We start from the raw sequence: 24,840 nt of genomic DNA, 5'->3' as shown, positions 1-24,840 counted from the left end.
GATAACAACGTGCGTCAGGGGGCACCGAGCGCGAGGGCGCGCGCGGCGAGGAATGCGGGGTACGCGTCGCGGCCGCCGTAGGACCACGGTGCCTCGGTCGCATGGGTGCCGATGCGGTGGAACAGTGCGGCGGCCTCGGCGGGCCGGCCCTCGCACGTCTTGGCGTGGGCGAGGAAGTTGAGGTCGGCGCGGTGGCGGGGGTGGTCCTCGCGTTCCCATTCGAGCCACCAGTCGAAGGCGGCCTTCATCACCTGACGGGCCCGGCGTCCCGACCAGTGGCCGGAGGCGGCCGGGTCGTCGGACACGACGCCTGCGGCGGCCAGGACCCGGTAGCGCTCGGCGTGGGCGACGACGGGCAGGACGGCGAGCGGCGAGTCCGCCGGGGCCTGTTCGGCGGCCCACGCGGCGAAGTCGTAGACCTCGTGGAGCGGATCGCTCTCGGGACGGGCCTCGGCGAGGGCGGCCGTCATCAGGTGGTGCGCATGGTGGTGTTCGGGGTGGCGCGCCCGGATCTCCTCGAAGTGCCGGGCGGTCCCCTCCTGGGTGCCGTGCGTGCGCTCCAGGACCATCAGACCGAGCCAGGGCGTGGGGTCGGCGGGGTCGAGCGCGGCGGCGGCCAGGCAGGCCTCGCGGGCCCGGCCGCTCTCCGCGGCGGCCGCCTTGGGGCGCTGGGCGCGGGCGACGGCGGCGCAGGCGAGGAGCGTCGTGGCGTCCGGGCTGCCGGGTTCGGCGAGCAGCCAGTCGCGCGCCCACCCGGCGGCGGACGGGACGGCGGCGAGCGCGAGGAAGCGATGGCCCCGGCGGTCCCAGTCCGTCCCCGTCGCGACGAGCAGGGAGCGCGCCCGGGTCCACCGACCCTGCGCGAACTGACCTCGTACGTCGATGAGTGCGGTGTCGTCGAGCGCCGGGTCGAAGGCGTGGTCCGAGCGTCCGCTCCTACGGCGGGAACGGCCGAGGGGCGGCGGCGGAGGCGGAGACATCCGCAGGGTTCCTTTTCGACTTCGACATGACACCAGCACGTTTCGATGCGGTGTGCGAGCAAACGATCGCGCACAGCAAAGCGGTAGGCAAGGCTCTCCGTCAAGCGCGACCCGTCCCCAACTATGTGCACATTGAAGGCAGTTGGGCGCCCGGAGGGGCTTCCCGCACGATTCACGCAGTTCGCGCAGGCATCACGCGAGTGATGCACGAGGGGAGAGTGACGCGTGCCACACTGCCGCCATGGAGAACCGCGAACCGCTCAAGCCCTACCTCCTCGCCTTCCCCGGGCCGCTGCGCGACCGGCTGGTGGCCGCCGTCCTCTCGGGCGAGAAGGTCTCCACCTCCGGGCTGCTCCTGGAGTACGAGGCCGAGCGCGAGGAGCTCCCGCCCGTGGGCGAGCGGTCCGCGCTCATCGACTCCGACGGACGGGAGGTCGCCGTGGTCGAGCTGACGGAGGTGCGCGTGCTGCCCCTGGGGTCGGTGGACCTGCGGCACGCGCTCGACGAGGGCGAGGGGTACACGTCGGTGGCCGAGTGGCGGGCGGGGCACGAGGGGTTCTGGCACAGCGAGGAGATGCGGGAGGCGCTCGGGGACCCGCTGTTCACCGTGGACGACTCGACGATGATCGTCGCGGAGCGCTTCCGGGTGGTGGAGCGGCTCGTCTGACGGCGGATCAGGACCCCGGCGGCGAGCCCCTCCCCGCCACCGCCACCCGCACCGCTCAGCCGGTCGCCTCCGCCACCGCCACCGCCCGCCCTGCTCAGCCGGTCGCCTCCGCCGCCGCCCGCCCCGCCGCCCGCCCCGAGAAGATGCAGCCGCCGAGGAACGTGCCCTCCAGGGAGCGGTAGCCGTGCACCCCGCCACCGCCGAAGCCCGCCGCCTCCCCCGCCGCGTAGACCCCGTCGAGCGGGGTGCCGTCCCCGGTCAGGACGCGGGAGGACAGGTCCGTCTCCAGCCCCCCGAGGGACTTGCGGGTCAGGATGTTCAGCCGTACGGCGATGAGCGGGCCCGCGGCCGGGTCGAGGATGCGGTGCGGCTTCGCCGTGCGGATCAGCTTGTCGCCGAGGTAGGTGCGGGCCCCGTTGATCGCCGTGACCTGGAGGTCCTTGGTGAAGGGGTTGGCGATCTCGCGGTCGCGGGCCGTGATCTCGCGGCGCAGGTCCTCCTCGTCGATGAGCCCTTCGCCGGTGAGCGCGTTCATGCCGCGCACGAGCGCACCGAGGTCCTTCTCGACGACGAAGTCGGCGCCGTTGTCCATGAAGGCCTTCACCGGCGCGGGGACCTCGGCCCGTGCCCTGCCGATGACGCCGCGCACCGACTTCCCGGTCAGGTCCGGGTTCTGCTCGGAGCCGGAGAGCGCGAACTCCTTGCCGATGATCTTCTGGTCGAGGACGAACCAGGTGTAGCCGTGACCGGACCTCATGATGTGTTCGAGGGTGCCCAGCGTGTCGAAGCCCGGGAAGAGCGGGACCGGCAGCCGCTTGCCGCGGGCGTCCAGCCAGAGGGAGGACGGGCCGGGCAGGATCCGGATGCCGTGCTTGTCCCAGATCGGGTTCCAGTTCTCGATGCCCTCGGTGTAGTGCCACATCCGGTCGCGGTTGATGTGGTGGGCGCCCGCCTTCTCTGCGATGCCCAGCATCAGACCGTCGACGTGGGCGGGTACCCCGGAGAGCATCTTCTCCGGCGGGGTGCCCAGCCGTTCCGGCCACTGGGCGCGGACCAGGTCGTGGTTGCCCCCGATGCCTCCGGAGGTGACGATCACGGCCTGGGCCCTGAGCTCGAAGGCGCCGGTCACCTCGCGACTGCTGGCGGTGCCCCGCTCGGCGCCGCTCTCCTCGAGGATCTCGCCGGTGACCGTGTCGACCGCTCCGGCGGAGCGGCCGAGGCCGGTCACCCGGTGCCGGAAGCGCGCCTGGACGAGCCCCCTGGCCATGCCCTCGCGGACCCGCCGCTCGAACGGGGCGACGACACCGGGTCCGGTGCCCCAGGTGATGTGGAAGCGGGGGACGGAGTTGCCGTGGCCGTTCGCGTCGTACCCTCCGCGTTCGGCCCAGCCGACGACGGGGAAGAACCGCAGCCCCTGGGCGTGCAGCCAGGACCGCTTCTCCCCTGCCGCGAAGTCGACGTACGCCTCCGCCCACTTCCGCGGCCAGTGGTCCTCGTCGCGGTCGAAGCCGGCCGTGCCGTACCAGTCCTGGAGGGCCAGGTCGTGGCTGTCCTTGATCCGGAAGCGGCGCTGTTCGGGCGAGTCGACGAGGAAGAGCCCGCCGAAGGACCAGTGCGCCTGGCCGCCCAGGGACTGCTCGGGCTCCTGGTCGAGCAGGATCACCGTGCGGCCCGCGTCGACGAGTTCCGCGGTGGCCACCAGCCCCGCGAGTCCTGCCCCGATCACGATCACATCAGCGTCGTACGCCATGGGTTCCATCCTTCGGGGCGGTGCGGGGCAGCGGCGGGCGCGGCGGATCACGTTACTTGTGGGTCAGATCTTCGGTACGGGCCGCCTCCACGTCAACCGTCCGGTCGGCGGCGCCCTCACCGATCCCGTACGTCTGCCGGGCTATCGTCGGATCGTGTCGGTGCTGGTAATCCTGCTGTCCGTGGGCGCCGCCTGCTGCCTGGGCTTCGGCTTCGTGTTCCAGCAGGACGCGGCCCGCCGCGCGCCCCTGAGCGACTTCCTCTCGCCCCGTCTGCTGCTGGACCTGATGCGGGTGCCGAGCTGGCTGGCCGGGCTGGGCCTGATGGTCTGCGGGATGGTCCTCGGGGCCCTCGCCCTCGGCCAGGGCGAGGTGTCCGTCGTGGAACCTCTCCTGGCGACCAACCTCCTCTTCGCGATGGCGCTGTCACGCCACCGCACGGGCCAGAGCCTCGGGCGGCAGGGCTGGGGAGGGCTCTGCCTGCTGGCGGGCGGTGTCACCGCCTTCCTGCTGGCGGGCGAGCCCCGGGGCGGCGAGGCGGAGACGTCGTCCCTGAGGCAGTGGCTGGTCATCGGCGTGGTGGCGGGACTCGCCCTGGTCCTGACGGCATGTGCCCGACACCCCCGGACACGGGGGACCCCGGTCCTCCTCGGTCTCGCGGCGGGGCTGCTCTACGGCTTGCAGGACGCCCTGACCCGGCTCAGCGGGGAGCGGCTGTCGGCCGACGGCTGGGACGCGCTGGTGACCAGCTGGTACCCGTACGCCGTACTCGTCATGGGGGTGACCGGGCTGCTCCTGGTCCAGAGCGCCTTCGAGGCGGGGCCGCTGCGGATGTCCCTGCCGGCGCTCACCGCCGCGCAGCCGCTGTCGGGGATCCTCTGCGGGATCGGGTTCCTCGGCGACCAGGTGCGGACGGACACCGGCGCCCTGGCCTGGCAGGCGGCGGGGCTCGCGGCGATCGTGGCCGGGATCGTGCTGCTGGGGCTGCACCCGGCCATGCCGGAGGGGAAGGACCGGCACGGTTCCACGGCCGCGGACCGGTTGATGTTGGATGGGCCCCATGAATCCGGCTGACGAGATCCTGGACATCGTGGACGAGAACGACGAGGTGGTCGGGCAGGCGTCCCGCGGCGAGGCCACCGCGCGCGGCCTGCGCCACCGCTGCGTCTTCATCGAGGCCAGGGACCCGGAGGGCCGGCTCTTCGTCCACCGCAGGACGGCCACCAAGCTGGTCTTCCCCTCGCACCACGACATGTTCGTCGGCGGGGTCGTGGGCGCGGGCGAGTCGTACGACGAGGCCGCGCTGCGGGAGGCCGAGGAGGAGCTGGGGGTCTCCGGTCTCCCCCGCCCGATCCCCCTCTTCAGGTTCCTCTACGAGAGCCCGCCGCACCGCTGGTGGTCGTACGTGTACGAGGTGCGCTGCCCGGTGCCGGTGGACCCGCAGGCGGAGGAGGTCGCCTGGCACGCCTTCCTGACCGACGCCGAGGTGGAGGAACGCCTGGACGCGTGGACGTGGGTGCCGGACGGGCTGGAGACCTACCACCGGCTGCGGGAGTTCCGGGCCGCGGGCGGCCGGGGTACCGGCGCGTGAGCGGCTTCGTGCGGGGCCTGCGGCTGTGGTTCGCGCCGGAGCGGATCCGCGAGGAGGGCGACACCCCCGACTACCGCTTCTCCCTCGCCAACGAGCGCACCTTCCTCGCCTGGATCCGTACGGCGCTGGCACTCATCGGCGGCGGCTTCGCCGTCGACCAGTTCCTGCCCGGACTGGCCTGGGGCATACGCGCGGGGCTGGCCCTCGGGCTGCTGGCGGCCGGGGTGCTCTGCTCCCTGCGCGCCGTCGACCACTGGGTCCGGTGCGAGCGGGCGATGCGGCGCGGCGAGGACCTGCCGGCGTCGCGCTTCCCCGCGCTGCTCAGCCTGGTGGTCGCGGTGGTGGCGGTCGCGATGGTGGTGGTGGTCCTGTTCGGCTGGGAGGGCCGGTGACCCCCGCGGAGCGTGACCCCGGCCTCCAGCCGGAGCGGACGCGGCTGGCCTGGCGGCGCACCACCCTGTCCTGCACCGTGGTGGCCCTGCTCGCGGCGCGGCAGGCGCTGCACGACGGGACGACCACGCCCGGGGTGCTCGCGGTGGCCCTGTCCCTGCTGGCCTGGCTGGGGTTCCTCGCGGTGGCGCACCGCAGGGTCACCGGCATGGGGAGCGCGGAGCCCGCCCCGCTGTCGGCGCGCCGGGCACTGACGGCGGCCGGCTGCACGGTCGCGCTCGCCGTGTTCGCCGCCGTGACGATGTTCTGAGGGGCCCGGCTGCCGGTGTGCGGGGGCGGCCGGTGACGCCCGGCGCGGGTGGCCTCACTCCTCCCAGTCCACGGAGACGACGATCTTGCCCCGGGTGCGGCCCTCCTGGTTGAGCCGGTAGGCGTCGGCGGCCTGCTCCAGGGGGAACACCCGGTCCACGTGGACGGAGACGATGCCCTGCTCGGCCAGGCCCGCGAGGTGGGCGAGGTCCGCGGCGTCGGGCCGTACGAAGGCGTAGCGCCCGCCGTAGGAGAACACCTCGCCGTCGGCGATGGACGCGAGCCGGCCTCCGGGGGCGAGGGTCTCCGCGGAGATCCGGAGCGCCTCCCCGCCGACGGTGTCGAACGCGGCGTCGAAGCCGCCGGGGGCGAGCTCCCGCAGCCGGCCGGCCAGCCCCTCGCCGTACTCGACCGGTTCGCCGCCCAGCCGGCGCACGTAGTCGTGGTTGTGCGGTCCGGCGGTGCCGACGACCCGGCAGCCCGCGTGGCGGGCGAGCTGGACGGCGAGCGAGCCGACCCCGCCGGCGGCCGCGTGGACGAGGACGGTCTCGCCCTCCCGGATCTTCAGGGAGTGGTACAGCACCTGGTACGCCGTGAGCCCGCACAGCGGGAGGCCCGCCGCTTCCTCGAAGCCGATGCTCAGGGGCTTGCGGGCGAGGGTGCGCACGGGTGCGGCGACGTATTCGGCGAAGGTCCCGCGCGAGAGGAAGTCCTCGCGCACGTAGCCGATCACCTCGTCCCCCACCGCGAACTCGTCCACGGCGGCCCCGGGCTGGACCACGACACCGGCGACGTCCCAGCCGGGGATCACGGGGAACACCGCTTCGAGCCCCGCCTGGAGATAGCCCTCGCGGGCCTTCCAGTCGACGGGATTGACCGCGGCGGCCCGCACCTTCACCAGGACGGAGTCGGGGCCGACCTTCGGGTCGGGCCGTTCCCCGTACTCCAGGACGTCGGCCGAGCCGTACCTGCTGTAGCTGATCGCCTTCATCCTCCGACGATCGGCGCGCCCGGGGGTCCCCGCAACTCAGGCCGTGGCCACGCCGGAGGGCGGCAGCGGGGCACGCGGGCCATGCCCGGAGGAGCCGGAGATCACTTCTCGGATTCCGGGCGGACACTGGACGACATACCGACTGGTCGGCATCATGGTCCCGACCGTTCAACCGCCCCGGAGGTGCGCACCATGAGCCCAGTCCACCCGCCAGGTCTCGATCTCGACCTGCTGCGCGGCCATCTCGACCGCGAGCGGCCGGGGCTGGTGAACGGACCGCTCGACGCCCGGGTGATCGAGGGCGGCCGGTCGAACCTCACCTACATCGTCACCGACGGGTCCGGGCAGTGGGTCGTGCGCAGGCCTCCCCTGGGGCATGTCCTCGCCACCGCGCACGACATGAAGCGCGAGCACCGGGTGATCAGCGCCCTCCACGCGACGGCGGTCCCGGTCCCCGAGACGCTGCTGCTCTGCGAGGACGAGGCCGTCATCGGCTCTCCCTTCTACGTCATGGAGTACGTCGAGGGCACCCCGTACCGCACCGCCGAGCAGCTCGCCCCGCTCGGCGCCGAGCGCACCAGGGCCGTCGTCCTGGGGCTCGTCGACACCCTGGTGGACCTGCACGCCGTGGATCCGGCAGCCGTCGGTCTCGGCGACTTCGGGCGGCCGGACGGCTTCCTGGACCGGCAGCTGCGGCGCTGGGGCAAGCAGCTCGACGCCTCCCGCAACCGTGAGCTCGCCGGGATCGACGAGCTGCACGCGGCGCTCGGCCGGGAGCTCCCCGTCTCCCCCGCGCCCACCGTCGTCCACGGCGACTACCGCCTGGACAACGTGCTCATCGGTCAGGACGACCGGATCAAGGCGGTGCTGGACTGGGAGATGTCCACGCTCGGCGACCCGCTGACCGACCTCGGCCTGCTGGTGATGTACAGCTCCGACCTGGACCTGCCCGCGTCCCCGGTGTCCACCACGAGCGGCGCGCCCGGCCACCCCAGCCCCGCCGAGCTGATCGAGCGCTACGCGGCCCGCTCCGGCCGCGACACCTCCGCCATCTCCTGGTACACGGCCTTCGCGTGGTTCAAGCTCGCCGTGATCCTCGAGGGCATCCACTACCGCTACACCCTCGGCCAGACTGTCGGAGCCGGCTTCGACCGCATCGGCGACCTGGTCCCCGTCTTCATCGCGCACGGCCTCACCACCCTCCAGGAAGGCTGATCCCCCTATGGACTTCGCATTCGACGCCCGCACCGAAGAGCTGCGCACGAAGCTGCTCACGTTCATGGACGAGCACGTGTACCCGGCCGAGCAGGTCGCCGAGGAGCAGCGCGCGGCGCTGGCGTCCCCGTGGGACACCCCGCGGATCGTGGAGGAGCTGAAGGCCGAGGCGCGCGGGCAGGGGCTGTGGAACGTCTTCCTGCCGGACGCGGAGTACGGCGCCGGGCTGACGAACCTCCAGTACGCCCCGCTCGCCGAGATCACCGGCCGCAGCCCGCACCTGGCGCCGACCGCGCTGAACTGCGCGGCCCCGGACACCGGGAACATGGAGGTGCTCTTCCAGTTCGGCTCGGACGAGCAGAAGAAGCAGTGGCTGGAGCCGCTGCTGGCCGGGGAGATCCGCTCGGCGTTCGCGATGACGGAGCCCGAGGTGGCCTCGTCGGACGCGACGAACATCGAGACGCGCATCGCCCGGGACGGTGACGACTACGTCATCAACGGCCGCAAGTGGTACATCTCAGGGGCGATGAACCCGGACTGCGCGGTGTTCATCGTGATGGGCAAGACGGACCCGGACAGCGAGGACATCCGCCGCCAGCAGTCCATGATCCTCGTCCCCCGCGACACCCCCGGCCTCGAAGTGCGCCGCGCGATGCAGGTGTACGGCTACGAGGACCACTCCCACGGCGGCCACGCCGAGGTGGTCTTCACCGACGTACGCGTGCCCGCCGCGAACCTGATCGGTGAGGAGGGCGGCGGCTTCGCCATCGCGCAGGCGCGGCTGGGTCCGGGCCGGATCCACCACTGCATGCGGCTGATCGGGATGGCGGAGCGGGCGATCGAGCTGATGTGCAGGCGCGCCGTGGCCCGTACGGCCTTCGGCAAGCCGCTGGCCCAGCAGGGGGTCGTCCAGAACTGGATCGCCGACGCCCGGGTGACGGTGGAGCAGCTGCGGCTGCTGGTGCTGAAGACGGCCTGGCTGATGGACACGGTGGGCAACCGCGGCGCGCACACCGAGATCCAGTCGATCAAGATCGCCACCCCGCGGGCGGTCGTCGGCATCCTCGACCAGGCGGTGCAGCTGTACGGTGCCGGCGGCGTGAGCCAGGACCACCCGCTGGCCGAGCTCTGGGCCTCGGCGCGGACGCTGCGGCTGGCGGACGGGCCGGACGAGGTGCACCAGCGGTCGCTGGCCCGGCGCGAGATCAAGAAGTACCTCTGATCCCGGTGGCCCCCGGTGCGGGGAGGCGCCTTCCGGCGCCTCCCCGCGGGTGCCTTACGCGGGTCTTCCCGGCGGGTGACTCCGGCAGGTCAGAAGGTGAGCTGCCAGCTGTCGATGTAGCCGGTGTCCTGCGCGGCGACGTCCCGGACCTGGAGCTTCCAGGTGCCGTTGGCGGTCTCGCTCGACGCGTTGACCGTGTACGTCGCGATCACGTTGTCGGCGGAGTCGCTGCTGCTGGAGTTCTTCAGCCGGTAGGCCGTGCCGTCCGGCGCCAGCAGGTCGACGACGAGGTCACCGCGGTAGGTGTGCTTGATGTCCACTCCGACCTTGAGCGCGGACGGCGCGTTGCCCGTGCGTCCGGTCACCGCGACCGACGAGGTCACCGCGGCGCCGTTGTCGGGGACGTTGACGTTGGCGGCGTTGCTGAAGACGGTCCCGGTCGGCGGGGTGACCGTCCCCGCGGACAGGGTCCACACCGCGTGGGCCACCGCGTCGCTGTTGCGGTCCAGCGCCGTGTCGTTGATGTTCGCCGTCGTGTCGCACGAGGAGTGGTAGCACCGGTCGAAGGCCTGGCCGGCCGTCCCGCCCCACTTCTGGGCCTGGGCGCTGGTCTTGGTGTAGTCGGCGCCGGAGAACAGTCCGCCGACCGGGACTCCCGCGCTCTTGAACGGGGCGTGGTCGGAGCGGCCGTCGCCCTCGGTCTCGATCTCGGTGGGTATGGAGAGCCCGGCGTAGTAGTCCTTGAAGGTCTGCTCGATGACCGGGTCGTCGTCGTACACGAAGTACCCGGGGTTGGGCGAGCCGATCATGTCGAAGTTGAGGTAGCCGGCGAGCTTGGCGCGCTCCGCGGAGGCCAGGTTGTTGACGTAGTACTTCGAGCCCACGAGGCCCAGTTCCTCGGCTCCCCACCAGGCGAAGCGCAGGTGCTTGTCGGGGGCGAGCTGCGCCCGGGAGACGGCGAGGGCGGTCTCCAGCACGGCGGCCGATCCGGAGCCGTTGTCGTTGATCCCGGCACCCGAGGTCACCGAGTCCAGGTGGGACCCGGCCATGAGGACCTGGTTCGGGTCTCCGCCCGGCCAGTCGGCGATCAGGTTGTACCCGGTGGCTCCGCCGGAGGTGAACTGCTGGAGCGCGGTGGTGTACCCGGCGGCGTCCAGCTTGGCCTTCACGTAGTCGACGGAGGCCTTGTAACCGGCCCGGCCGTGGGCCCGGTTGCCGCTGTTGGCGGTGGCGATCGACTGGAGCTGGGTGAGGTGCGCCTTGACGTTGGCGAGCGGGATGTCGGGGGCGGCGGCGGCCCTCGTGGGCGCGGCCTGGACGACCGGTGCGGCGGTCGCCAGCAGGGCCGCGACGGCCAGTGCGGCGGCGGACAGGGATCTGAGTCGTACGGGTCTCATCTGGGGCTCCGGATTCCGTTCGGGGACTGACGGAACGTGCGGGGGGTCCCAGGGCGGTGCACGGCCCTGGACCTGGAGCGGTGGGGCTGGAAGTGCGCCCCCGATGCTCTGGTAGATGACCGAGCACCGTCAAGGGTGGAATCCGGACAAGGGTGTTCGCTGACCGGACACCGCGTCATGGGGAGCCGGCTAGCCCGTGTGCCGGAGCACCGGGCACCGGGCCGCGCGCCGGGGGCGCTCGTCCGGGGAGTTCTTCCTGCTCAGCGCGATTCGCGCGCCGTGGTGCGGCCTCTTGGCGGGGTCGGCCGGGGGCCGCACACTCCGAAGGGGATCCCTGCCGGGAGACCCGATCACGACATCCCCGTAGCGTGAAACGAGAGGCCCTCCATGTTCCCGCTCCGCCTGTCCGCCGCGTCCCTGTCCGCCGCGGCTCTCCTGCTGGCCGCCGCCTCCACGACCGCGTCGGCGCACCCGCACGACACGCAGTCGCACGACACGCAGACGCACACCACCGTGCCGGACCTCGCCGGCGGAGGGTTCGAGGCGCCCGTCGTCCCGGCGCCGTCCCCCTTCACCAGCCACCTCGGCGGGACGGCCCTCGGGCCCTGGGCGGTCGGCGGCCACAGCGTCGACCTGACCTCCGACCGCCTGTGGGACGCCGCCGAGGGCAGCCAGTCGCTGGACCTCAACGGCAGTACGTCCGGCAGCGTCTCGCAGGAGATACCGACGCACCCCCTGACCTCGTACATCGTCAGCTTCGAACTGGCAGGCAACCCCGCCTGGGCCCCCGCCCTGAAGACGGGTGAGCTCAGAGTCGACGGCGTGCCGGTGAAGACGTTCACGTTCGACGTGACGGGCCACGGTTTCCGGACCATGGGGTACACCCGGCAGACCGCCGTCTTCACCAGCCTCCTGAGGAACTCCGTGACCCTCACCTTCGCAAGCACCAGTCCCGGGCCCGGCGGCCCGGTCATCGACGACGTACAGGTCCGCAGCTGCCTGCTGGTGCTCTGCCCGCACGTCTCCTGACGCCGGACGCACGGAGGGCTGTCAGTGCAGTGCCGTCCCCCAGGTTCCGGCCATGGGACATTCCCGCGGAGCACCGACGACCCGGTCCGTGGCCGGCCTGCGCGGCCTCATGGAACCGGCCGGCTTCACCGAGGTCGAGGACGCCGGGTCACCGGCGCAGGGCCGGCAGGCGGCCGAGTTCGCGGAGTGCGGCGGACGCAGCCTGGCGGATCTCGTACGCGCGACGGGCTCCCCGACGATCGGACGATCACGGTGTCCTGCCCGGACAGCGATGCCGGTTTCGTCGAGGCGGTCACACCCGGGGGCGGGGCGTGGGGGCCCTGCTCAATCGCGGCACGGCCGAGGAGTACGGGATACCGCTGGAGCGGTTTCCGGTCGGAGCCGCAGCACAGGAGGCGCAGGCCTGGGCGACCGCCGCAGGCCTGACGCCCGACGAGGTGCTCGTGCGCCAGGCCTCACGGGGTCGGCGGCGTTCGCGGAGGAGGCGGCCTCGCTGCTGCCCGTCGCTCCGGGCCTGCCGGACCGGAGCTGACCGTCCAGGAGCGGGACGACGCCCGGCGGGGTCCCTCCCGGGCCGGTCGTGCTGTGCGGACGGCGGGGGCGCGTCCGAGACCTTCAGGGGCGCAGGGCCCTCAGGAGCAGGTCCGCCAGGTGGTCCGCGACCTCCCGCTGGGTGAGCGGGCCGTCCGGGCGGTACCAGGTGGACAGGTGGTGGACCGAGCCGAAGTGGTAGTCGACGACCAGGTCGGCCGGGGTCGCGGAGGAGAACACCCCGGCGCGCTGGCCCTCCTCGATCAGTGCACGGAAACGCTCGTGGTAGCGGCGTCTCTCCACCCTGACCTGCTTGTTCTTCTCCGGGCTCAGGTGGTGCATCGAGCGGAAGAAGATCGAGGCGTCGTCCAGGTTGTCGATGGTCGTGACGACCACGTCCGCCGCCGCGTCGCGCAGCCGCTGCTCGATCGGCGCCTCGGCGTTCGCATAGGCGTCGAGGCGCTCCTGCTGGAGCCGCAGCACCCGGGCGTACACCTCCTGGAGGAGGTCCTCCTTGGAGCCGAAGTAGTGGTAGAGCGCCCCCTTGGTGACACCCGCCGCCTCGACGATCTCCTGGACGGATGTGCGGTCGTAGCCGTTCTCCGCGAAGAGCCGGGTGGCGGCGGCCAGCAGCCTCTGGGGGACGGGTGCACCGTTCCCGTCCGTCGCCTTGGCCATTGCCGCCACCTGCCCTCTCGTACCGTGCGTGACTGTTCTACCGGGGGGAACGCAGTTCCCGCCTGAGGATCTTCCCACTCGCCGTCTTCGGGAGTTCGGCCAGGATCTCGACCTCGCGCGGGTACTTGTACGCGGCCAGCCGCTCCTTGCAGTACGCGCCCAGCTCGCCGTCGGTGACCTCGGCGCCCGGGCGCAGGCTGACGTAGGCCCGAACGGTCTCGCCGCGGTAGGCGTCGGGGACGCCCACGACGGCCGCCTCGCGGACCGCCGGGTGGGTGTAGAGGACGTCCTCGACCTCCCGGGGCCAGACCTTGAAGCCGGAGGCGTTGATCATGTCCTTCTTGCGGTCCACGACGTAGAGCCAGCCCGCCGTGTCCATGAACCCGATGTCGCCGGTGCGCAGCTCCCCGTCCGGGAAGCCGGCGGCGGTGGCCTCCGGCAGGTTCCAGTAGCCGGAGACGACCTGGGGTCCGCGGACGGCGATCTCGCCCAGTTCGCCGAAGGCGACGTCGTCGCCCTTCTCGTCGATGATCCGCACCACGGTGTCGGGCCCGGGGACACCGACGGACAGGGTCCCCGAGACGGGGTCGACGGGCGCCTCGTGCTGCGGCGGTACGGAGGCGCAGGGCGCGGTGCACTCGGTGAGGCCGTAGCCGTTGCGGATGTAGGGGCCGAACCCCTCGCGGAACTTCTCGACCAGGGCGGGCGGCAGCGGGGCGCCGCCGGAGGAGATGACCTGGAAGGAGGCGAAGTGCTCCCGGGTCGCCCCCGGGTGGGCGGCGAGCGCCATGAAGGCGGTCGAGGGGCCCACGGTGTAGGCGGGGCGGTGCTCGGCGAAGGCCTCCAGGACGACGCTCGCCTCGAAGCGGTAGGCGAGGACCAGGGTGCCCGCGTTGGCCACGCACGCGGCGAGCTGGCAGACCATGCCGGTGATGTGGAAGAGCGGGGCGAGGGCGAAGTAGGCGGAGCCCTCGGCTATGGGGTGGCCGGATCGCTGCCGCTCGGCGTTGACCATGATGTTGCCCTGGGAGTTCATGGCCCCCTTGGGGGTGCCGCTCGTCCCGGAGGTGTAGCTGATCAGGGCGGTGTCCGAGGCGGTGAGCTCGCGGTCCGCGGGGGCCGCGAGGCCCTTGCGGGCGACGGCCACGAGGTCGGAGGCCAGATCGTCGGCGCCGGGTGCGGGGATCCGCTCGAAGCCGAGCACGCGCGGGTCGTCGGCCGACTGGAGGTCGAGTTCGCACGCGGTGAGGGCGATCCGCACGTTCGGGGCGGCCTCGGCGGTGGTCCGCAGGTAGGACCCCCAGGCGCGGTCCGAGCAGATCAGCGCGGTCACCTCCGCATCCTTCAGCACGTGCCCGACCTCGCCCGACTTGTACATCGGGTTGAGCGGGACGACGGTCGCGCCGGCCTTCCAGGCACCGAGGAGGGCGAGCACGAAGTGCGGGGTGTTCTGGAGCATGATCGCGACGCGGTCGCCGCGCCGCAGGCCCTCGGCCGCGAGGTGTCCCGCCACGGAGTCGGACAGCTCGTCGGTCTCGCGGTAGCTGAGGCGTCCGTCGAAGTAGGCGAGCGCGGTGTGGTCCGGGGCCCTCCCGACGGCCGCCCGGAAGGCGTGCACCATCGTCTCGGCCGGGTGGACGGGGGCGAGCTGGGCCTCGGTGAGCAGCGAGGTCCAGGGCTTCGTCGCGTAGATCGACTCGGTCATGCGCCGGCCGCCTCCCACTTCTGCTGCAGGTGGTTCATGTTGCCGATCCAGTGGTCGGGGTCCTTGGCGCGGGCGCGGTAGTAGCCGGCCACCTCGGGGTGCGGCAGGACGAGGAAGCGGTCCTCGTCCATGGCGTCGAAGAGGGCGTCGGCGACGGCCTCCGGCTCGATCGCGGTGGGTGCGAGCACCAGGTCGCCCGCGCTGCCGGCCGCCGTGAGCATGTCCGTACGCACGCCCTGGGGGCAGATCGTGTGGACCTTGACGCCGCGGTGCCGGTACGTCAGCGAGAGCCACTCGGCGAAGGCGACGGCGCCGTGCTTGGTCACGCTGTACGGGGCCGCGCCGATCATCGTCAGCAGCCCGGCGGCCGAGGCGGTGGACACGAAACGGCCGCTGCCGCGCTCCAGCCAGTCCGGCAGCAGCGCCTTGGCCGCGCGGACGTGCGCCATCACGTTGACGTCCCAGGCCCTGGCCCAGACGTCCTCCTCCGCGAAGGCGTCCCCGCCCGACGCGAGGCCCGCGTTGGCGCAGTAGACGTCGATCGTGCCGTCGAGCGCGTCGCGCGCGGCGTCCACGACGGTGGAGGCGTCGCCCGCCACGACGATGCCGCCGATCTCATCGGCGAGGGACCGGACCCGGCCGGCGTCGAGGTCGTTGACGACGACCCGCGCGCCCTCCGCGGCGAATCTGCGGGCCAGGGCGGCTCCGATGCCGCCTCCGGCTCCGGTCACCACTACGCCAGCGCCCTGCACCGTACTCATCGGTCCCGCCTTTCTCAGCAGTCGTCCCAGGCAGACTAACCAGTCGGTATGTGATCGGGGAAGGGGTTCGGGGCAGGACTGGGAATCTGCCCAGTCGTGGCCGTTCCACCTGGCCCGGACCCGCGCTAGCGTGCGTGACCATGACAGTCGTCGCGATCATGGAGGTAGCGGAATGACCTTGTCCAGGCGTGGTGTGCTGGCCGTCGGCGGCGCGATGGGGGCCCTCGCGGCGACCGCCGCAGGGCCAGGGACGGCCGCGGCCGCCGGCCGGGGACACGGGGCCGGTGTGCGCACCGGCTTCGATCGGCTGGCCGCCGACGGCTACCGGCTGCTGGCCGGGCAGAAGGTCGGCATCGTGACCAATCCCACGGGGATCACCTCGGACGTCCGGCACATCGTCGACGTCATGCACCCCGACGACCGGGTCGACCTGACCGCCGTCTTCGGCCCGGAACACGGCTTCCGCGGGACGGCGCAGGCAGGCGGTTCCGAGGGGCGGTACGACGACCCGGCGACCGGGCTGCCGGTCTACGACACGTATCTGAAGAGTGGACAGCCCCTCGCCGACATCTTCACGGCCTCAGGTGTCGACACGGTGGTCTTCGACATCCAGGACGCGGGCGCCCGCTTCTACACGTACATCTGGACCCTGTACGACTGCATGGAGGCGGCCGCGCTCGCCGGCAAGCGGTTCGTCGTCCTGGACCGGCCCAACCCGGTGACCGGCAGGGCGGCCCTGGGGCCCGTGCTGGATCCGGCGTTCGCGTCCTTCGTGGGCCGGCGCGAGATCTCGCAGGCGCACGGCATGACGGTGGCGGAGCTCGCACTGCTCTTCAACGCGGAGTTCCTGGCCTCCCGCCCGGTGGAGCTGGACATCGTGAAGATGTCCGGCTGGCGGCGCGACGACTTCTTCGACGCGACCGGCCTGCCGTGGGTGCCGCCGAGCCCCAACATGCCGACGCCGGAGACGGCGGTGGTCTACTCCGGGACGTGTCTCTTCGAGGGGACGAACCTCTCCGAGGGACGCGGGACGACGCGGCCGTTCGAACTGCTGGGCGCGGAGGGGATCGACCACCGCTGGGCGGCTGCGGCGAACGCGCTGGACCTGCCCGGAGTGGCCTTCCGCGAGGCGTACTTCGCGCCGACGTTCTCCAAGTTCCAGGGGAAGACGGTGGGCGGCGTGCAGGTGCACGTCCAGGACCGGAAGGTCTTCGACCCCGTACGCACCGGAATCGGCCTGCTGGTCACGGCCAAGCAGACCTGGAGCGGCTTCGCGTGGCGGGCGGACAACGCGATCGACCGTCTCTCGGGCAACACCCGGGTCCGCACGATGATCGACGCGGGCGCGGACACGGACGAGGTCGTCGGCGCCTGGTCGGCGGATCTGGCGGCGTTCCGGGCCGTCCGCAGGAGGTACCTCCAGTACCGGTGAGCGACCGGGTGCGGGGGTGCCGCACGCGGAGGCGGGGTGGCCCGGGCTCGGCCCGTGCCACCCCGCCCGCGTCTCACGTCACGTCCCCCGCACCGCTCTGAACGGCGGTACGGGGAACGGTTCCTGTGCGTGTGTCACGCACGGCGGGCATGCACCCGCGGACTCAGCGGTGCGAGGGGAACTCCACGACCTGCTGGTAGGTGGGCCTGTTCTGCCAGTGGATGGACTTCTGCGAGATCCCGCCCAGCGGGCGGTGGATGATCGCGTCGGTGCACCACTGCTCACCGGCCTTGCAGCTGTCGTCACCCGGGTAGACCGTGGACGCGGGCACCGCCGCCGCCTCCTTCAGGGTGCTGAGCAGCGCGGAACGGCAGGCGCTCAGGTCACCGTTGCCGCAGTAGGTCTTCCCCAGCGGCCCCTTGACGGGCTGTCCGAGCACTTGGCGCAGGTCCTTGTCGGCGAAGCCCCACCAGCCGTACTGGAAGGCGGAGCCGCTGTGCGCCCCGCTCGGTCCGTGGCTCGCGGCAGGCGACTCGTCCGTGGCCAGGCTCGCGGTCAGCGCGGTGTAGAGGGAGTCCCCCAGTCCGGGACGGAACTCCGCCTCGACCAGCTTCGGCCACCACGCGTCCATGATCCGGACCGCGTCCGCGTGCGTGTACGTGTGCGATCCCGGGCTGGTCTCCTTGCGCTGCGCCCCGGCGGCCCGCCAGGAGTCGAGCTGCTGCACCACCGTGTTGAGCGCCGGGTCGGTGACCGGCTGGGAGCGCAGCACCTTCAGGAGCTCCGGCAGCAGCTGTTCGCCGCGCAGATCGGTGAGGGCCGCCTCGGCCATGGCACGGGTGAGGGAGGCACGGGTCACTCCGCCCGCCTCGACCAGTGCGGACACCCGGTCGTCGAGCAGGTCGCCCCGGTGGACGGCACCGAAGCCGAAGCCCGCGCTGTTGTAGTCCTTGGCCTGGCGGTTGTTCCAGGAGATGTAGTAGTCCTGACCGCTGGAGTGCGGGTGCGCGGCGAACGGAGTGTAGTCGGTGGTGTTGGCCTCCGGGTCGTACCCCCGCCATTCGTACGCCTTCTCGGCCTTCACCGGCAGCGCGGCGTCCACGCCGTCCGCCCGCACCGGGTTCATGCCGCTGTTGTAGTAGGCCGCGGTGCGCGAGTCGGCGTAGAACCAGTTGAAGGCGTAGTCGATGTGGCTCGCGGCCTGCTGGAAGGAGGCCGCGTCCGTCACGTACGCCGGGTCGTTGAGCATCTGGAAGCCGATGATCGAGTCGGCCTCGTGCCGGTAGGTGGTGCGCAGCGAGGTGTAGGCGACGGGCTTGCCGTCCACCGTGGCGCGGTGGGTGACGATGCCGTAGTCCGTGCGCCACACCTGCATCCGGTAGGAGCCCTTGGCCGTGGAGTCGGCGACGGTCGGCTTCCAGGAGTTGGTGCGCTCCATCTTCTCCATGGCCGTGCAGGCACCGTCGTTGCGGTAGTGGGTGGAGTCCTTGGTGGGCGCTGATCCGTCGGGTTCGCAGAGTTCGACGGCGTAGGTGTCCGTGATGTCCTGGGCCGCCGACGTGGCGCTCCAGGCGTAGTCCTGCCCCCGGCCCATCTGGATGTACATGCCGACCCCGGCGAAGGACACCCCGCGGGCGCTGATGCCGGGGCCCTGGAGCTCCTGGAGCATCATCAGCTGGGGCGCGAAGTAGCCGGTCTGGGGGCCCATGACGGCGATCGGGTTGCCGCTCGCGGTGTGCTTGCCGGACACCAGGAGTGCGTTGGACATCCCGCGCTTCTGGGCGCCCTCACCGGAGCCGGGCAGCGACCCCTCCGGGACCACCCCGTCGTCGAACATGCCCTGCAACGGCTTCAGCGCGGACGGTGCCTTCACCGGGGCCTTGACGCCGCTGCCGGCCGACCCGGTGCGGTCGTGAATCAGGGGTTCGGGTGTGACGGAGCCGGGGTCGGGGAGCGCGGTCCCGCGGGCCTTGTCGGGCTTGGCCGCGTACGGGAAGGAGGTCCCGTCGTGGACGGTGAGGACGGCCTCGGGGTCGTTGCGCTGACGGAAGGACTCCCAGACGCGGGTGCCCTCCTCGACGCCGTACTTCTGCTGTGCGGCGAGCAGCGAGAGGGCCGCCTGGACCTCCCCGCCGCCTCCCCCGCCGAACTGTCCGCCGACGACCGAGGCGATCGAGATCAGGTCCGTCAGCCCGAACGGCTGGATCTCGCCGATGTTCGTGATGGAGTCGATCTTCCCCGTGAGCACGTACTCGCCGGGGAAGTAGCGGCCGTTCTTGGACTTCACCCGGTAGGCGTTGATGCCGTCGACGTAGGCCTGGGCGTCGGCCATCGCCTGCTCACCGCGGGCGCCCTCGGTGGTCCTGATCCGTTCGACCTGCGCCTGGAGGTCCGCCTCGGTGTAGGGCGCCTGCGGCCAGAACTGCTGCTCCAGGCCCTGATTGGCCAGTGCTCCCCCGGCGAAGGAGGTCAGCTGGCCACGGCCGATGTGGCGGAAGAGGTCCATCAGCCACAGCCGGTCCTGGCCTGCGGCGAACCCGGCGCCGAATTCGGTTCCGTAACGGGTGGTCCCCTGGATGTGGGGCACGCCGCTCTTCTTGTCCCGCGTGATGGTGACGTCCTCACGCGGCTTCGTCACCGACTCGATCTGGTCGGCGGCGACCCCGAAGGAGGCGTCGTTGAAGAAGTCCGTGAGCTTCTGGTCGGTGAGGCCCGTATGGCCGGCGACCAGGCCGTTGTAGCGGTCGAGCTGGTCGTCGCTGTGGGCGGGGTGGGTGCCGAACGCCTTGTTCCCGAGGATCTCGACGAGCGTGGCGTTGCCGTTCTCGCCGGGCGGCAGGATGTCCGCGCACTGACTGCGGCAGTGGTCGGTGAGGGCGAGGGGCTCGGGTTCCGCCGCGCCGGCCGAGGGGGCCGAGGCGAGAAGGGACGTACCGAGAGCAAGAACAGCCGCGATGGTGGCGGCTCCGAGCGTGCGGGTGCGTGGGGGCATGCGTGCTCCTCCGGGTGGCCGATGCGCCGGAGGTTACTGGCGGTACGCCCCGTCGGTAAGGTGAACATCAGTCACTTTTTCCGAATCACCACACGCCGCCGCAGGGTCTCACATGGAACGTCTCGATCCGTGGACGCTTTTCACCTTTCAAGGGAGCCGAATCGGGCAGTCGTACGTCCATCCCTTGACGCCGAAGTACGAGCGACGGAGGTGGCAGTGCCATGGCCGGTTTCCGGAGTCTTGCGAGACAGGTCCGCGATCCGCGGGGCGATCTGGCTTTGCGGCGGTATTCGCTGCGCAAATGCCTGGAGAGATTCGCCCCGTACGGTCACCGGGCGACCTGGGATCATCTGTGCGCCCGGCACGGGATCGAGCCCGAGGACCGGGCCCCCGACCCGGTGCGCCTGATCCGCGCACTGGACGAACTGGAGGAGGCGCGGGCCGTCTGGCTCGCGTACGAGACAGGCTTCGCCGAGCGGCGCCGCCGTGAGAAGCACGACGGGCTGCGCCGGCCCGGCACGTTCGACGACTGGCACCGGCTGACCTGGGGCGGCAACGGCATCGCGCACTGCGAGGATCCGGGGATCCACCCCAGCGCCCCTCTCGGTGACGTCCTGGGACGTCTGATCTCGGCCCTCGGCGCGAAGCCGGGCACCGCGTGCCCGGTCTGCACGGCGACCGGGATCGTCTGGCGGCAGGACCTGGACCGCGAGCCCTGGGCCGGCCCGGTCTGCACGGGGTGCGGCATCGTGGTCCCCCGGCCCGTCCTGACGGCGGGGGCGCTGGCCAGGGCCAGGAGCATCCGGCCGAGGGGTCTGGCCGCGTCGGCGGCCTGAGAGACGCGGGGCCGCGGTGGGACCGGCCGGAGGCGGGCCGCCGCGCCCCGCCCACGCACACCCGGAAGCGGTTCACCGCGCCCTGCCGACGGTGCGTCGCCCCCTGCACGCACCCCCCGAGCGGTCCGCCGCGCCCGCCCGCTCAGCTGCTCCTCGCGCCCCGTTCGGGCATGAGTCGCGAACCGCTCATCCGGTCGCCGACGGCGTCGTCGGGGTTGGACAGCACGCAGGCCTCCAGCGACAGGCAGCCGCAGCCGATGCAGTCGGTGAGGTGGTCGCGCAGGCGCCCCAGCTGCTTGATGCGCTCGTCCAGCTCCGAGCGCCACACCAGGGAGAGCCGGGCCCAGTCCTCGCGGTTCGGCGTGCGCTCCTCCGGCAGCTCGGCCAGCGCCTCCCGGATGGTCGCGAGCGGGATGCCCACCCGCTGCGCGGCGCGGACGAACGCCACCCGGCGCAGGGCGTCCCTGGTGTAGCGGCGCTGGTTCCCACTGGTACGGCGGCTGCTGATCAAGCCCTTGGACTCGTAGAAGTGCAGCGCGGACACCGCTGCACCGCTACGGGCGGAGAGCTGACCGACGGTGAGTTCCTGGAATGTCTGCGGGATCTGTGGCACTCCCCCCACCCTAATGGCCGCACCTCGCCGCCTGCCGCCACTTCGGTCATCCCCTGCCGCGACGCCGAAAACCCGGGCGGCCCGTCGTTGACAGGGACGCCCGGCCGAACCATGCTGAGCAAGCGCTTAGACACCGTCCCGGAGAGGGGCGGCCGACAGTCGGAAGGCAGGGACCAGCACCATGGCAGAGCCGAAGATCTACACGTCCGCACAGGAGCTGCGGGACGCCGTGGGCGAGGAGCTCGGGCACAGCGACTGGCTGGAGGTCGAGCAGAAGAGGATCGACCAGTTCGCCGAGGCCACGGGCGACCACCAGTGGATCCACGTGGACCCGGAGCGCGCCGCGAACGGCCCCTTCGGGACGACGATCGCGCACGGCTACCTGACCCTGTCGCTCCTCCCGGTGCTCGTACCGCAGATCCTGCGCGTCGACGGCGCGAAGATGGGCATCAACTACGGGACGAACAAGGTCCGCTTCCCCTCGACCGTGCCGGTCGGCTCGCGGCTGCGCGCCACGGCCGTCCTCAAGAACGTCGAGGAGGCGGGCGGCGGCGTGCAGGTGACCGCGCTCGTCACGATCGAGCGCGAGGGCGGCGACAAGCCGGCCTGCGTCGCGGAGTCGGTGTCGCGCTACTACTTCTGAGCCGTCGCGTCCGGGAAGCCGCGTGTGGGACCGCGCGGCTTCCCGGACGCGCTACTTCTGGGCGCCCACCATGCGCAGGACGAGGTCCGCGTAGAGGTCGCCGACCTCCTCGGGCGTCCGGCTGCCCTGCGCGTTGAACCAGCGCGCCACGTCGATGCAGAGGGACAGGACGGCGAGCGTGGTGCCCGGGACGTCCGGGACGTCGAACTCGCCGGCCCGGACCCCCTCGCCGATGATCCGGCGCACCGCGGCGTCGCTGCGCCTGCGCAGCGCGACGATCTCGGCGCGGTGCTCGTCGCCCAGGGCCTCCAGCTCGTACTGCACGACCCGGGCCGTGGTGTGCCGCTCGGCGTGCCAGCTGACGAAGGAGCGGACCGCGTCGGCGAGCCGCTCGGACGCCGTGCCGCCCTTGTCCGCCGCCGTCTCCAGGAGGAGCAGGGCGCGGTCGTGCCCGATCCTGCTGATGCGGTGGAGCAGCTCTTCCTTGGTCTTGTAGTGGATGTAGAGCGCGGCCGGGCTCATCCCCGCCCGGCCGGCGATGTCCCGCGTGGTGGTCGCGTGGTAGCCACGCTCGGCGAAGGCCTCGACGGCCGCGACGAGCAGCCGCCTCGCCGCCTCGGGTGTGACCTCGCTCCACGGCGTGCTGTCGCCGTCGGTCTCCTCCGCCGTACTCATCGCCACGTGCCCCTTTCCGCTGGCAGGACGAACACCATACCGCGAACCTGAGCAAGCGCTTAGAGCGCTCGTGCGACGAGACGGTCAGAGCTTCTGGAAGGGGTCGTGCTCGGCGAGGATCTTCTCCAGCCTGGCCTGGTCGACCCTGCTGACGATCTGCCCCGCCTCCTGCCGGTCCCTGATGACCTTGGCGAGGGTGAAGCACGAGGTGACGAGGTAGAGGACGCCGATGGCGAGGAACGCCCGCACCCAGGCGTCGGCGTCGAGGAAGAAGATACCGAGGGCCACCGCGCCCGTCGCCACCCCGAAGGAGAGGACGGCCTGGCCGTAGAAGGCGGCGGTGCTCTGCTGCTTGACCGATGATGTCTCACTCATGTCGCACAGCATCCGGCGCGGTGGCGTGCCCCGGTATCCGCCGGCGTACTCACCCGGTACTCAGGGAGCAGGAGGGCCGGACCGCCGCGAGGACAGCACCGCCACCAGGGCCGGACCGCCGCGGAGGGGACGGGAGGGCCGGCCGGCGGCCGCCTCAGAAGGCGGAGACCCCGGTCAGCGCGCGGCCGATGATGAGCTTCTGGATCTGGCTGGTCCCCTCGTACAGCGTCATCACACGGGCGTCCCTGACCAGCTTGCCGACGGGGTACTCGTCGATGTACCCGTAGCCGCCGAAGACCTGCAGGGCGTTGTTCGCGGCCCGGACCGCGGCCTCGGAGGCGAAGAGCTTGGCGGTGGACGCGGCCGTGGCGAAGTCCTGGCCGCGGTCGATGAGGTCGGCGACGCGCCAGGTCAGCATCCGCGCGGCGTCGACGTCCACGGAGATGTCGCTGATGAGTTCCTGGACGAGCTGGTAGTTCGCGATGGACTTGCCGAACTGCTCGCGCTCACCCGCGTACCGCACGGCCGCGTCCAGGGCGGCCTGCGCGATGCCGACACAGCCGGCCGCGACGGACATCCGGCCCTTCGCCAGGGCGGACATGGCGACGGAGAAGCCTTTTCCCTCCGGCCCCAGGAGGGTCGACGCGGGGACCCGGACGTCCTCCAGGGACAGTTCGGCCGTGGCCTGGCCGCGCAGGCCGAGCTTGCCGTGGACCGTGCGCCGGGTGAGGCCCGGGGCGTCGGCCGGCACCAGGAAGGCCGAGACGCCCCGGTGGCCGGGGGTGTCGCCGGTACGGGCGAACAGCAGGACGACGTCGGCCCAGGTGCCGTTGGTGATGAACATCTTGGAGCCGTTGATGACGTAGTCGTCGCCGTCGCGCACGGCCCTGGTCGTCAGGTTCCCTGCGTCGGACCCGGTGCCCGGCTCGGTGAGCCCGAAGCAGCCGACCGCCTCGCCCGCGGTGAGCTTCGGCAGCCACTGCTGCTTCTGCTCCTCGCTGCCCCAGGACGCGATCGTCTTGGCGACCAGGCCGAGCGAGACGGACACGATGCCGCGCACCGAGGAGTCGCCGCGGCCCAGCTCCTCGGTCACCAGGCAGTATGCGAGGTGGTCCCCGCCGGAGCCGCCGTACTCCTCCGGGATCGTCAGTCCCAGGAAGCCGAGGGCGCCCAGCTTCTTCACGATCGACTTGTCGACACTCTCGGCACGGTCCCACTCGACGACGTGCGGAGTGATCTCCCGTGCGACGAAGTCCTCGGCGAGCCGCCGGACGGCGTCCTGCTCCTCGCTCAGCTCCAGGTTCATCCTGCGGCACCCCACTTTTAATTAGCACTGCTAGTTTTAACCTTGCAGGCCCTACTATGTGCCGCATGGCCCGACCGCGCAAGCCCCTCCTCAGCAGAGACCGCATCGTCGAGGCGGCGGGCTCGCTCGTGGACGCCGAAGGGCTGGACGCCGTCTCGACGCGCCGCCTCGCCGCCGAGCTGGGGGTCAGCGGGCCCTCGCTCTACAACCACTTCCGGAACAAGGACGAGATCCTCGACGCGGTGGCCGACGCGGTGTCCGCGCAGGTCGACCTGTCGATGTTCGAGGAGTCGGACCCCCGCGACTGGCCCGCCGCCCTGCACGACTGGGCCGTCTCCTACCGCGCGGCCCTCGCCGCCCACCCGCACATCGTCCCGGTGCTCGCCCAGGGGCCCGGCCGCAGACCGGCCGGCCTGCGCGTCGCCGACGCGGTCTTCGGCGCCATGGTCAGGGCCGGCTGGCCGCCCGCCCAGGCGACATACATCGGCGCACTGATGCGCTACTTCATCACCGGGTCGGCGCTCGGCTCCTTCGCCCGCGGCTTCGTCGACGACGAGACGGCGTACGACCCCGCCGACTACCCCCACCTCGGCCAGGCCCACCTGCTGGCCGACCGCCGCCAGCAGGTGGACGAAGGCGCCTTCGAAACCGGGCTGCGCGCCCTGCTGGACGGCCTGGCACTCCAGTACGAGCAGACGGCCGCGGGCCGCACGGTTCGGCACGCGCCGAACCGTGCCTGACGCATCCTGGACGG

General features: G+C 72.0%; 24 protein-coding genes. 12 read left to right on the top strand and 12 right to left on the bottom strand.

Annotated features, from left to right (window positions below):
• Positions 1 to 14: 14 nt before the first annotated feature.
• Positions 15 to 980: a hypothetical protein gene (locus ACFC51_RS16755; RefSeq protein ID WP_376369707.1), complete on the bottom strand. Its 966-nt coding sequence runs from the start codon at positions 978 to 980 to the stop codon at positions 15 to 17.
• Positions 981 to 1,221: 241 nt separating this feature from the next.
• Between ACFC51_RS16755 and ACFC51_RS16750 the strand changes: the two genes are divergently transcribed.
• Entirely contained in the window at positions 1,222 to 1,647 is a 426-nt protein-coding gene (locus tag ACFC51_RS16750) for an ASCH domain-containing protein (protein WP_376369709.1), read from the top strand.
• A gap of 94 nt (positions 1,648 to 1,741) precedes the next feature.
• Here ACFC51_RS16750 and ACFC51_RS16745 read toward each other — a convergent pair whose 3' ends face one another.
• Positions 1,742 to 3,397 carry an FAD-binding dehydrogenase gene (locus ACFC51_RS16745; RefSeq protein ID WP_376369711.1) on the bottom strand — a complete coding sequence of 552 codons (1,656 nt, stop codon included), beginning with the start codon at positions 3,395 to 3,397 and terminating at the stop codon, positions 1,742 to 1,744.
• Positions 3,398 to 3,551: 154 nt separating this feature from the next.
• On the opposite strand from ACFC51_RS16745, the gene ACFC51_RS16740 reads away from it, so the two are divergent.
• From ACFC51_RS16740 to ACFC51_RS16725, 4 genes are read left to right on the top strand one after another with little or no spacing between them, the layout of a single operon-like run.
• Positions 3,552 to 4,469: a DMT family transporter gene (locus ACFC51_RS16740; protein WP_376369747.1), complete on the top strand. Its 918-nt coding sequence runs from the start codon at positions 3,552 to 3,554 to the stop codon at positions 4,467 to 4,469.
• Complete coding sequence (locus tag ACFC51_RS16735) at positions 4,456 to 4,986, top strand: NUDIX hydrolase (protein WP_376529358.1); 531 nt, start codon at positions 4,456 to 4,458, stop codon at positions 4,984 to 4,986. The genes ACFC51_RS16740 and ACFC51_RS16735 overlap by 14 nt, the downstream gene beginning before the upstream one ends.
• Positions 4,983 to 5,378, top strand: a complete 396-nt coding sequence (locus ACFC51_RS16730) for a YidH family protein (RefSeq protein ID WP_376529356.1) — start codon at positions 4,983 to 4,985, stop codon at positions 5,376 to 5,378. The genes ACFC51_RS16735 and ACFC51_RS16730 overlap by 4 nt, the downstream gene beginning before the upstream one ends.
• Positions 5,375 to 5,686: a DUF202 domain-containing protein gene (locus tag ACFC51_RS16725; RefSeq protein WP_376529354.1), complete on the top strand. Its 312-nt coding sequence runs from the start codon at positions 5,375 to 5,377 to the stop codon at positions 5,684 to 5,686. Before ACFC51_RS16730 ends, ACFC51_RS16725 begins: the two co-directional genes overlap by 4 nt.
• 54 nt (positions 5,687 to 5,740) lie before the next feature.
• Here ACFC51_RS16725 and ACFC51_RS16720 read toward each other — a convergent pair whose 3' ends face one another.
• Positions 5,741 to 6,676: an NADP-dependent oxidoreductase gene (locus ACFC51_RS16720; RefSeq protein ID WP_376529352.1), complete on the bottom strand. Its 936-nt coding sequence runs from the start codon at positions 6,674 to 6,676 to the stop codon at positions 5,741 to 5,743.
• A 192-nt stretch (positions 6,677 to 6,868) separates the two neighbouring features.
• On the opposite strand from ACFC51_RS16720, the gene ACFC51_RS16715 reads away from it, so the two are divergent.
• The gene (locus tag ACFC51_RS16715; protein WP_376369719.1) at positions 6,869 to 7,891 is read left to right on the top strand and encodes a phosphotransferase family protein; all 1,023 of its coding nucleotides are present in this window, start codon (positions 6,869 to 6,871) and stop codon (positions 7,889 to 7,891) included.
• Positions 7,892 to 7,898: 7 nt separating this feature from the next.
• Entirely contained in the window at positions 7,899 to 9,113 is a 1,215-nt protein-coding gene (locus ACFC51_RS16710) for an acyl-CoA dehydrogenase family protein (RefSeq protein ID WP_376369721.1), read from the top strand.
• 89 nt (positions 9,114 to 9,202) lie between these two features.
• Here ACFC51_RS16710 and ACFC51_RS16705 read toward each other — a convergent pair whose 3' ends face one another.
• Positions 9,203 to 10,510 (bottom strand): M28 family metallopeptidase, encoded by a 1,308-nt coding sequence (locus tag ACFC51_RS16705; RefSeq protein WP_376369722.1) that lies wholly within the window; start codon positions 10,508 to 10,510, stop codon positions 9,203 to 9,205.
• 387 nt (positions 10,511 to 10,897) lie between these two features.
• Between ACFC51_RS16705 and ACFC51_RS16700 the strand changes: the two genes are divergently transcribed.
• The gene (locus ACFC51_RS16700) at positions 10,898 to 11,539 is read left to right on the top strand and encodes a DUF642 domain-containing protein (RefSeq protein ID WP_376529349.1); all 642 of its coding nucleotides are present in this window, start codon (positions 10,898 to 10,900) and stop codon (positions 11,537 to 11,539) included.
• Positions 11,540 to 12,154: 615 nt separating this feature from the next.
• On the opposite strand, the gene ACFC51_RS16695 is transcribed toward ACFC51_RS16700, so the two are convergent.
• Genes ACFC51_RS16695 through ACFC51_RS16685 form a run of 3 tightly spaced genes read right to left on the bottom strand, consistent with a single transcriptional unit; the run spans position 12,155 to position 15,214 of the window.
• Positions 12,155 to 12,748 (bottom strand): TetR/AcrR family transcriptional regulator, encoded by a 594-nt coding sequence (locus ACFC51_RS16695; protein WP_376369724.1) that lies wholly within the window; start codon positions 12,746 to 12,748, stop codon positions 12,155 to 12,157.
• A gap of 37 nt (positions 12,749 to 12,785) precedes the next feature.
• The gene (locus ACFC51_RS16690) at positions 12,786 to 14,453 is read right to left on the bottom strand and encodes a class I adenylate-forming enzyme family protein (protein WP_376529346.1); all 1,668 of its coding nucleotides are present in this window, start codon (positions 14,451 to 14,453) and stop codon (positions 12,786 to 12,788) included.
• A complete protein-coding gene (locus ACFC51_RS16685) occupies positions 14,450 to 15,214 on the bottom strand; it encodes an SDR family oxidoreductase (RefSeq protein ID WP_376369726.1) in 765 nt (254 codons plus the stop codon). Before ACFC51_RS16685 ends, ACFC51_RS16690 begins: the two co-directional genes overlap by 4 nt.
• Before the next feature lie 172 nt (positions 15,215 to 15,386).
• Between ACFC51_RS16685 and ACFC51_RS16680 the strand changes: the two genes are divergently transcribed.
• Positions 15,387 to 16,646: an exo-beta-N-acetylmuramidase NamZ domain-containing protein gene (locus ACFC51_RS16680; protein WP_376529343.1), complete on the top strand. Its 1,260-nt coding sequence runs from the start codon at positions 15,387 to 15,389 to the stop codon at positions 16,644 to 16,646.
• Positions 16,647 to 16,809: 163 nt separating this feature from the next.
• Here the strand turns inward: ACFC51_RS16680 and ACFC51_RS16675 are convergent, their stop codons facing one another.
• Positions 16,810 to 19,638 (bottom strand): penicillin acylase family protein, encoded by a 2,829-nt coding sequence (locus ACFC51_RS16675; protein ID WP_376529341.1) that lies wholly within the window; start codon positions 19,636 to 19,638, stop codon positions 16,810 to 16,812.
• 221 nt (positions 19,639 to 19,859) lie between these two features.
• On the opposite strand from ACFC51_RS16675, the gene ACFC51_RS16670 reads away from it, so the two are divergent.
• Entirely contained in the window at positions 19,860 to 20,474 is a 615-nt protein-coding gene (locus ACFC51_RS16670) for a hypothetical protein (RefSeq protein ID WP_376369731.1), read from the top strand.
• Positions 20,475 to 20,616: 142 nt separating this feature from the next.
• Here the strand turns inward: ACFC51_RS16670 and soxR are convergent, their stop codons facing one another.
• Positions 20,617 to 21,087 carry a redox-sensitive transcriptional activator SoxR gene (soxR, locus tag ACFC51_RS16665; RefSeq protein WP_376369733.1) on the bottom strand — a complete coding sequence of 157 codons (471 nt, stop codon included), beginning with the start codon at positions 21,085 to 21,087 and terminating at the stop codon, positions 20,617 to 20,619.
• A gap of 181 nt (positions 21,088 to 21,268) precedes the next feature.
• Between soxR and ACFC51_RS16660 the strand changes: the two genes are divergently transcribed.
• A complete protein-coding gene (locus ACFC51_RS16660) occupies positions 21,269 to 21,730 on the top strand; it encodes a MaoC family dehydratase (RefSeq protein ID WP_376369735.1) in 462 nt (153 codons plus the stop codon).
• A gap of 51 nt (positions 21,731 to 21,781) precedes the next feature.
• On the opposite strand, the gene ACFC51_RS16655 is transcribed toward ACFC51_RS16660, so the two are convergent.
• From ACFC51_RS16655 to ACFC51_RS16645, 3 genes are all read right to left on the bottom strand, one after another.
• Positions 21,782 to 22,405, bottom strand: coding sequence for a TetR/AcrR family transcriptional regulator (locus ACFC51_RS16655; RefSeq protein ID WP_376529339.1), 624 nt, complete (start codon positions 22,403 to 22,405; stop codon positions 21,782 to 21,784).
• 84 nt (positions 22,406 to 22,489) lie between these two features.
• Positions 22,490 to 22,780, bottom strand: coding sequence for a YiaA/YiaB family inner membrane protein (locus ACFC51_RS16650; protein WP_376373285.1), 291 nt, complete (start codon positions 22,778 to 22,780; stop codon positions 22,490 to 22,492).
• A 154-nt stretch (positions 22,781 to 22,934) separates the two neighbouring features.
• The gene (locus ACFC51_RS16645) at positions 22,935 to 24,086 is read right to left on the bottom strand and encodes an acyl-CoA dehydrogenase family protein (RefSeq protein WP_376529337.1); all 1,152 of its coding nucleotides are present in this window, start codon (positions 24,084 to 24,086) and stop codon (positions 22,935 to 22,937) included.
• A 65-nt stretch (positions 24,087 to 24,151) separates the two neighbouring features.
• Between ACFC51_RS16645 and ACFC51_RS16640 the strand changes: the two genes are divergently transcribed.
• Positions 24,152 to 24,826, top strand: coding sequence for a TetR/AcrR family transcriptional regulator (locus ACFC51_RS16640; protein WP_376529335.1), 675 nt, complete (start codon positions 24,152 to 24,154; stop codon positions 24,824 to 24,826).
• The last annotated feature ends 14 nt before the right edge of the window (positions 24,827 to 24,840 follow it).

This window comes from Streptomyces sp. NPDC055962 (assembly GCF_042270185.1).
Classification (GTDB): domain Bacteria; phylum Actinomycetota; class Actinomycetes; order Streptomycetales; family Streptomycetaceae; genus Streptomyces.
Note: the sequence above shows the minus strand (reverse complement) of the source record. Positions and strands in the feature narration are given on the sequence as shown.

What these genes read in the sequence shown, in the direction of transcription:
- ACFC51_RS16655 (WP_376529339.1), bottom strand. Translation starts at nt 22,405, where the DNA reads ATGAGTACGGCGGAGGAGACCGACGGCGACAGCACGCCGTGGAGCGAG.
- ACFC51_RS16670 (WP_376369731.1), top strand. Translation starts at nt 19,860, where the DNA reads ATGGCCGGTTTCCGGAGTCTTGCGAGACAGGTCCGCGATCCGCGGGGC.
- ACFC51_RS16650 (WP_376373285.1), bottom strand. Translation starts at nt 22,780, where the DNA reads ATGAGTGAGACATCATCGGTCAAGCAGCAGAGCACCGCCGCCTTCTAC.
- ACFC51_RS16685 (WP_376369726.1), bottom strand. Translation starts at nt 15,214, where the DNA reads ATGAGTACGGTGCAGGGCGCTGGCGTAGTGGTGACCGGAGCCGGAGGC.
- ACFC51_RS16660 (WP_376369735.1), top strand. Translation starts at nt 21,269, where the DNA reads ATGGCAGAGCCGAAGATCTACACGTCCGCACAGGAGCTGCGGGACGCC.
- ACFC51_RS16720 (WP_376529352.1), bottom strand. Translation starts at nt 6,676, where the DNA reads ATGAAGGCGATCAGCTACAGCAGGTACGGCTCGGCCGACGTCCTGGAG.
- ACFC51_RS16735 (WP_376529358.1), top strand. Translation starts at nt 4,456, where the DNA reads ATGAATCCGGCTGACGAGATCCTGGACATCGTGGACGAGAACGACGAG.
- ACFC51_RS16705 (WP_376369722.1), bottom strand. Translation starts at nt 10,510, where the DNA reads ATGAGACCCGTACGACTCAGATCCCTGTCCGCCGCCGCACTGGCCGTC.
- ACFC51_RS16710 (WP_376369721.1), top strand. Translation starts at nt 7,899, where the DNA reads ATGGACTTCGCATTCGACGCCCGCACCGAAGAGCTGCGCACGAAGCTG.
- ACFC51_RS16680 (WP_376529343.1), top strand. Translation starts at nt 15,387, where the DNA reads ATGACCTTGTCCAGGCGTGGTGTGCTGGCCGTCGGCGGCGCGATGGGG.
- ACFC51_RS16695 (WP_376369724.1), bottom strand. Translation starts at nt 12,748, where the DNA reads ATGGCCAAGGCGACGGACGGGAACGGTGCACCCGTCCCCCAGAGGCTG.
- ACFC51_RS16690 (WP_376529346.1), bottom strand. Translation starts at nt 14,453, where the DNA reads ATGACCGAGTCGATCTACGCGACGAAGCCCTGGACCTCGCTGCTCACC.
- ACFC51_RS16715 (WP_376369719.1), top strand. Translation starts at nt 6,869, where the DNA reads ATGAGCCCAGTCCACCCGCCAGGTCTCGATCTCGACCTGCTGCGCGGC.
- ACFC51_RS16750 (WP_376369709.1), top strand. Translation starts at nt 1,222, where the DNA reads ATGGAGAACCGCGAACCGCTCAAGCCCTACCTCCTCGCCTTCCCCGGG.
- ACFC51_RS16675 (WP_376529341.1), bottom strand. Translation starts at nt 19,638, where the DNA reads ATGCCCCCACGCACCCGCACGCTCGGAGCCGCCACCATCGCGGCTGTT.
- ACFC51_RS16645 (WP_376529337.1), bottom strand. Translation starts at nt 24,086, where the DNA reads ATGAACCTGGAGCTGAGCGAGGAGCAGGACGCCGTCCGGCGGCTCGCC.
- ACFC51_RS16640 (WP_376529335.1), top strand. Translation starts at nt 24,152, where the DNA reads ATGGCCCGACCGCGCAAGCCCCTCCTCAGCAGAGACCGCATCGTCGAG.
- ACFC51_RS16700 (WP_376529349.1), top strand. Translation starts at nt 10,898, where the DNA reads ATGTTCCCGCTCCGCCTGTCCGCCGCGTCCCTGTCCGCCGCGGCTCTC.
- ACFC51_RS16745 (WP_376369711.1), bottom strand. Translation starts at nt 3,397, where the DNA reads ATGGCGTACGACGCTGATGTGATCGTGATCGGGGCAGGACTCGCGGGG.
- ACFC51_RS16755 (WP_376369707.1), bottom strand. Translation starts at nt 980, where the DNA reads ATGTCTCCGCCTCCGCCGCCGCCCCTCGGCCGTTCCCGCCGTAGGAGC.